This window comes from Streptomyces sp. GD-15H, from assembly GCF_045291515.1.
In the GTDB taxonomy this organism is placed as follows: Bacteria; Actinomycetota; Actinomycetes; order Streptomycetales; family Streptomycetaceae; genus Streptomyces.
Genome location: NZ_CP149447.1, coordinates 7,076,154 through 7,082,500, shown reverse-complemented (window position 1 = coordinate 7,082,500; position 6,347 = coordinate 7,076,154). Strand labels below are relative to the sequence as shown.

The 6,347-nt window shown below is 68.9% G+C and carries 3 protein-coding genes, 1 rRNA gene and 1 pseudogene (1 of these 5 only partly in view); 2 read left to right on the top strand and 3 right to left on the bottom strand.

From position 1 onward, the window contains the following. A 16S ribosomal RNA gene (locus tag WJ438_RS33475) occupies window positions 1-261 on the bottom strand (it extends 1,269 nt beyond the left edge of the window). A gap of 566 nt (window positions 262-827) precedes the next feature. On the opposite strand from WJ438_RS33475, the gene WJ438_RS33470 reads away from it, so the two are divergent. Together WJ438_RS33470 and ptsP are read left to right on the top strand one after the other, a co-directional pair. Further along, window positions 828-1,277 (top strand): PTS glucose transporter subunit IIA, encoded by a 450-nt coding sequence (locus WJ438_RS33470; RefSeq protein WP_406728524.1) that lies wholly within the window; start codon window positions 828-830, stop codon window positions 1,275-1,277. Window positions 1,278-1,356: 79 nt separating this feature from the next. Beyond that, complete coding sequence (gene ptsP / locus WJ438_RS33465; protein ID WP_406728523.1) at window positions 1,357-3,027, top strand: phosphoenolpyruvate--protein phosphotransferase; 1,671 nt, start codon at window positions 1,357-1,359, stop codon at window positions 3,025-3,027. Between the two features lie 106 nt (window positions 3,028-3,133). Here ptsP and WJ438_RS33460 read toward each other — a convergent pair whose 3' ends face one another. Together WJ438_RS33460 and WJ438_RS33455 are read right to left on the bottom strand one after the other, a co-directional pair. Beyond that, complete coding sequence (locus WJ438_RS33460; RefSeq protein ID WP_406728522.1) at window positions 3,134-4,024, bottom strand: hypothetical protein; 891 nt, start codon at window positions 4,022-4,024, stop codon at window positions 3,134-3,136. A 249-nt stretch (window positions 4,025-4,273) separates the two neighbouring features. Then, a pseudogene (locus WJ438_RS33455) lies at window positions 4,274-6,255 on the bottom strand (acetoacetate--CoA ligase). Window positions 6,256-6,347 lie beyond the last annotated feature (92 nt).

Genomic DNA, 6,347 nt, shown 5'->3' with positions numbered 1-6,347 from the left:
AGCCGTTACCTCACCAACGAGCTGATAGGCCGCGGGCTCATCCTGCACCGCCGGAGCTTTGGACCGTCCCCGAGGCCGGGGGCGGTCGGTATCCGGTATTAGACCCCGTTTCCAGGGCTTGTCCCGAAGTGCAGGGCAGATTACCCACGTGTTACTCACCCGTTCGCCACTAATCCCCACCGAGGTGGTTCATCGTTCGACTTGCATGTGTTAAGCACGCCGCCAGCGTTCGTCCTGAGCCAGGATCAAACTCTCCGTGAATGTCTTCCCGCCGGGCGGGAGGAACACCCCGAGAGCGGGACGGGCGGGCGGAATGGGCCCGGCCGTCCACGGCGTCCTCGCTGTGTGTTTCAAAGGAACCGCGACAGCCGGAACGGGGTTCCGGTGTCGGGGTATCAACATATCTGGCGTTGACTTTTGGCACGCTGTTGAGTTCTCAAGGAACGGGCGCTTTCTTCGTACTCACCCTGGCGGGCTTTCCTCCGGGCGCTTCCCTTCGGTGTCCCCGACTCTATCAGCGTTTCCCCGACTCCCTGACCACCGCCCTGCAGGAACGCAGAACATGATCCCGGGATAGGATCTGACGAGTTGGATTGTTGCGGGACAGGACGCGTAGCCGCATCGCTCAGCCCCAAGCAGTCCTCGAGTATACACGGGGCCGCCGAGTGGGTGCAAACCGATGCGAGATGCGGTCTAGACCTCCAATCGGCCCTCTCCGGCGGATCCTACGGAACCGGTACTACCTATGACATACGCTGCACCACAGTGCGCCGTCCGAGACAGGCAGTGACGGGCTTCTGTAGATCTCCACCCCTGGGAGGCTTCCCATGACCACCGTGACGTCCCCGCTCGCAGGGCGGGCCATCGGACTGGAATCCGTGCCCGATCCCGTCTTCTCCGGGGCCATGGTCGGCCCGGGTACAGCGATCGACCCTGTACGGGAGCCCTCCGCGGCCGTCTCCCCCGTGGACGGTGTCATCGTCTCTCTCCACCCGCACGCGTTCGTCGTCGTCGACGAGAGCGGGCACGGCGTGCTGACGCATCTCGGCATCGACACCGTGCAGCTCAACGGCGAGGGCTTCGAGCTGCTCGTCAACAAGGGCGACACCGTGAGCCGCGGTCAGAGCATCGTGCGCTGGGACCCTGCCGCCGTCGAGGCCGCCGGCAAGTCCCCGGTGTGCCCGGTCGTGGCTCTGGAGGCCACCGCGGAGGCTCTCTCCGAGCTGCGCGACGACGGCGAGGTGAAGGCCGGCGACAGTCTCTTCCTCTGGAAGTGACGTCAGTGCCGTCCCATGACGGCGAGCAGGGCAACCAACACGGCGGTGGGAGCCGCCGCACTAGTCGGAGACGGGTGAGATGGAGACAACGCTGCGAGGCGTCGGTGTGAGCCACGGTGTGGCGATCGGCGAGGTTCGGCACATGGGAACGGCCGTGCTCGAACCGCCGGCCAGGCAGATCCGGGCGGAAGAGGCGGAGCGCGAACAGGGGCGCGCCCGCAAGGCCGTGGAGGCTGTGGCGGCCGATCTGATGGCGCGCGGCAATCTGGCGGGCGGCGAAGCCCAGGCGGTCCTCGAGGCTCAGGCCATGATGGCCCAGGACCCCGAGCTGATGACGGACGTGGAACGTCGTATCGCCGTAGGCAGTACCGCCGAGCGTGCGGTGTACGACGCGTTCGCCGCGTACCGCGAACTGCTGGCCGCCGCCGGTGAGTATCTGGCGGGCCGCGTGGCCGACCTCGACGACGTTCGGAATCGGATCGTCGCGCGGCTGCTCGGGGTACCGATGCCGGGTGTCCCGGACAGTGACGAGCCGTATGTCCTGGTGGCTCGGGATCTGGCGCCGGCGGACACGGCGCTGCTGGACCCCGCCCTGGTTCTCGGCTTTGTGACCGAGGAAGGGGGGCCCACCAGCCACAGCGCGATCCTGGCGCGGGCGCTCGGTGTGCCGGCCGTGGTGGCTCTGCAGGGTGCGGGTGAGCTCGCCGAGGGGACGATGATCGCGGTGGACGGCAGCACCGGTGAGATCTTCGTGAACCCGACCGAGGAGAAGAAGGGGCAGCTTGAGGCCGCGGCGGCCGCGCGCAGGGCGTCGCTGAGCGCGTCGACCGGGCCCGGTGCGACCGCCGACGGTCACACGGTGCCGCTCCTGGCGAACATCGGTGGTCCGGCGGATGTGGCGGCCGCGGTCGCGGCGGGTGCGGAGGGCGTCGGTCTCTTCCGTACCGAGTTCCTCTTCCTGGACGACAGCAAGAACGCTCCCTCCGAGGAGAAGCAGGTCGCGGCCTACCGGCAGGTGCTCGAGGCTTTCCCAGAGGGCCGTGTGGTGGTGCGCGTGCTGGACGCGGGCGCGGACAAGCCGCTGGACTTCCTCACCCCGGCCGATGAGCCGAACCCGGCGCTGGGTGTGCGTGGGCTGCGGTCACTGCTCGACCACCCGGAGGTGCTGCGTACCCAGCTGTCGGCGCTGGCCAAGGCCGCGGAGGGGTTGTCCGTCCACCTCGAGGTGATGGCCCCGATGGTGGCGGACCGTACCGACGCCAAGGCATTTGCCGACGCGTGCCGTGAGGCGGGCCTCCACGCGAAGTTCGGTGCGATGGTCGAGATTCCTTCGGCCGCGTTGCGCGCGCGCTCGATCCTGCAGGAGGTCGAGTTCCTTTCTCTGGGGACGAACGACCTCGCTCAGTACACGTTCGCCGCGGACCGCCAGGTGGGCGCGGTGTCCCGGCTGCAGGATCCGTGGCAGCCCGCGCTGCTCGACCTGGTGGCGCTGTCCGCCGAGGCGGCGAAGGCCGAGGGCAAGAGCTGCGGTGTCTGCGGTGAGGCCGCTTCCGACCCGCTGCTCGCTTCGGTGCTGACCGGTCTGGGTGTCACCTCCCTCTCCATGGGCGCGGCGTCCATCCCTTATGTACGGGCGGCGCTGGCGAAGTTCACGCTGGCGCAGTGCGAGCGGGCCGCGGCGGCGGCTCGCGCGACCGACAGCGCCGAGGAAGCCCGCAGGGCCGCTCAGGCAGTGCTGTCGGGCGAGTAGTCGGAACGGCGGGCAGTCCGCCAGCCACTCTTCGGAAGGGGCGCTCCAGGTGATGGGGCGCCCCTTCCCCCTCCCTCCGATTCCCCTTTTGCGTTTCCGTTCGTGTTCAGTGGTGGTGGGTGGGGCTCGGGCCCTCGTCCTCGAGGTCGGGCGGCTCGCAGTAGTCGACATTGGACTCGGGCGAGATGAGGTCTCCGGATTCCGCGTCGGTGCAGTAGGCGTCGAAGACCTCTCCCGCGGTGAGGGGTTCGAGGCCGTGGGCACGCAGCCGCCAGCCGTGGATGCGGTCGGCGGTGCCTGGTGCGGTGGTCCGCATGACGAGTCCGCCCGGCCTGTCGGTGGCGAGGCCGACGGCCAGCACCGTGGTGAATTCGAGGATCTCGGCGTCGTCCAGCTCCATGTGTCCGTCGTTGTCGTCGGCGTGCAGGACGGCGACCAGGGTCTCGGGCGGTCCGGAGACACTGCAGACGAGGTGCCGGTTGCCGGGTCCCGCGGTGTCGAGGATGCGGACGATCAGCTGGGAGGCGCGGGCGAAGGCCTCGCGGCCCAGGTCCTCACCGCACGAGGCGCAGGCGCCGAGGCGGGCGAGGAGTGTGGTCGCGTACTCCCAGGTCGCCCGGCGAACCGCCTCGTCGACGAGGGCGGGCAGGAGGTCACCCAGCGGCTGCCCCTCGTAAGGGACGGTGGGTCCTGTGGCCGCGAGTTCGGCGGTGAAGCGGGTGCGGCTGGTGGGGCGGTCGGGGTCAAGGCCCGTGTGCGTGCAGAATGCCGCGTACTCCTCGGGGTCGAAGAGGGCCAGTGTGGTGTGGTTGCCCTGCAGGGCACGTGTCCTGAGGACGGCCTCCACGTGTTCGAGGTACGTGGCGTGGTCGTCGAAGGCGAAGCTTCGGTAGTGCCGCATGGCGCGGAAGTCGTGCTCGTCGGTCAGTACCCCGAGGGTGCCCGCGATCTCCCGGTGCAGGACACGTCGGACGGTTCGGTGGTCGGTGTACGTCATGTCTCCCCCTGTACATTCGATCAATGCTCACTCACAGTAATCGGAGGCACTGACAACGGCGTCCGGAGTAGGAGTTCGAGGACCGATCGATACTGAATGGTGCAGGTCACGGCGATGGCGATGCCGAACACCAGCCAACCGAGGGGCCAGGCGGTGACGGCGAGTGGGCGGAACCGCGCCCCGCCGCCACCGCGGGCCTATGCGGTGGGAGAAGGTCGTACCGGACCCGGCCGGCCGGGTCCGGGGGAGTCAGGCGCGTTGGCGGGCCAGGTCCTCGTAGAACGTGAGCAGGTCCAGGTTGTCGACGGACCCCGGATTGACCGCCTTCTCCAGCGGCGTGCCCTGGAGGAGACGTTTGACCGGGACCTCGATGCGCTTGCCGGTCAGGGTGTGCGGAACCCCGGGCACCTCGATGATCTCGTCCGGGACATGGCGTGGGGACAGTTGCTCACGGATGGTCCGCTGGATGAGGCCCTTCAGGTCCTCGTCGAGCACGGCGCCCGGTGCCAGGTGGACGAACAGGGGCATCCAGTAGCCGCCATCGGGCTGTTCGACGCCGATGACGAGGGATTCCTTGATCTGGGGAAGGCGTTCGACGGCCTCGTAGATGTCCGCCGACCCCATGCGGACTCCCTGGCGGTTGAGCGTGGAGTCGGAGCGGCCGTGGATGACGACGGAACCGCGCGAGGTGAGGGTGATCCAGTCGCCGTGCCGCCAGACGCCGGGATAGGTGGCGAAGTAGCTGTCGTGGTAGCGGCTGCCATCGGGGTCGTTCCAGAAGTGGATCGGCATGGACGGCATCGGGTTGGTGACCACGAGCTCGCCGACCTCGTCGATCAGGGGCTTGCCGCTCGGGTCCCAGGACTGCAGGTCGGTGCCCAGACCGGGTGCCTGCAGCTCGCCGATGTACACGGGGAGGGTGGGTACGGCCCCCGCGAAGCAGGAGCAGACGTCCGTACCGCCGCTGACGGAGGCGATCCACAGGTCGGCCCCGCTCTCGGCGAACTCGTCGTGCAGCCAACGGAAGCCGTCGGGCGGCAGGGGGAGCCGGTGGTGGCGACGCACCGCACCGCGGAGAGGTCGAAGTCGCGGGAGGGGTGCACGCCGGCCTTGCGGCAGGCCATGACGTACGCGGCGGAGGTGCCGTAGAGGGTGGCGCCGGTGCGTTCGGCGATCCGCCACTGGGCGCCTGTGTCCGGGTAACCGGGGCTGCCGTCGTACAGGACGATCGTCGTTCCGGTGAGAAGGCCGGACACGAGGAAGTTCCACATCATCCAGCCGGTCGACGTGTACCAGAAGAAACGGTCTTCCGGGCCCAGGTCGCAGTGCAGTCCGAGCTGCTTGAGGTGTTCGACCAGGATGCCGCCCTGGGACTGGACGATCGCCTTCGGCAGCCCGGTGGTGCCGGACGAGTAGAGCACCCACAACGGATGCTCGAAGGGCACCTGCTCGAAGACCGGTTCGGTGTCCGCGGAGGCGGAGGTGAGGGCCGACCAGTCCAGCGCCCCCTCGGGAGCGTCGGTCCCGAGCAGGGGGATGTGCACGACCGCACGCAGGGTGGGCAGTTCACGGCGCAGTTCGGCGACGACGTCGCGGCGATCGTGCTCCTTTCCGCCGTAGCGATAGCCGTCGACGGTGAACAGGACGACAGGTTCGACCTGTTGGAAGCGGTCGAGCACGCTGCGGGCGCCGAAATCGGGCGCGCAGGAGGTCCACACGCCACCCACCGCCGCGGTGGCCAGGAAGGCGACAACGGCCTGCGGGATGTTGGGGAGGTAGCCACTGACGCGGTCTCCGGGACGTACACCCAGGGCACGCAGCTCGGCGGCGAGGGAGCCGACCCGGCGGCGCAGCTCGTCCCAGGTGATGGGCCTGGGGTCATGGGTCTCGTCGACGTACAGGAGCGCGGGCTCGTCCGTGCGGGTCGCCGCCGCGCGGAGGGCGTGTTCGGCGTAGTTGAGGGTGGCACCGGGGAACCACTGGGCGCCGGGCATCGAATGGTCGCCCAGCACGCGCGCGTAGGGGGTCGAGAAGCGGACGTCGAACCACTCTGTGACGGCCTTCCAAAAGGTTTCCGGCTCGTCCACGGACCAGCGGTGCAGTGTCGCGTAACCACCCTCGGCGGGGGCGCTGTGCCGCTCGGCGGCCCATGCGTGGAACGCGGTGATCCGGGCATGGGCGATGCGCTGCGGATCAGGCTGCCAGAGCGGCTGGGGGCTCTCGGTCGACATGGGCGGCTCCCGGACTGTGCGCGCCGTGTGCGTTTTGCGCGCACGGGCTGGGGTGTGCGCGTGACGCGGTTGACAGGAACGATGCCATGTGA

Coding starts and splice junctions, on each gene's coding strand:
- ptsP (WP_406728523.1), top strand. CDS start 1,357: ATGGAGACAACGCTGCGAGGCGTCGGTGTGAGCCACGGTGTGGCGATC.
- WJ438_RS33460 (WP_406728522.1), bottom strand. CDS start 4,024: ATGACGTACACCGACCACCGAACCGTCCGACGTGTCCTGCACCGGGAG.
- WJ438_RS33470 (WP_406728524.1), top strand. CDS start 828: ATGACCACCGTGACGTCCCCGCTCGCAGGGCGGGCCATCGGACTGGAA.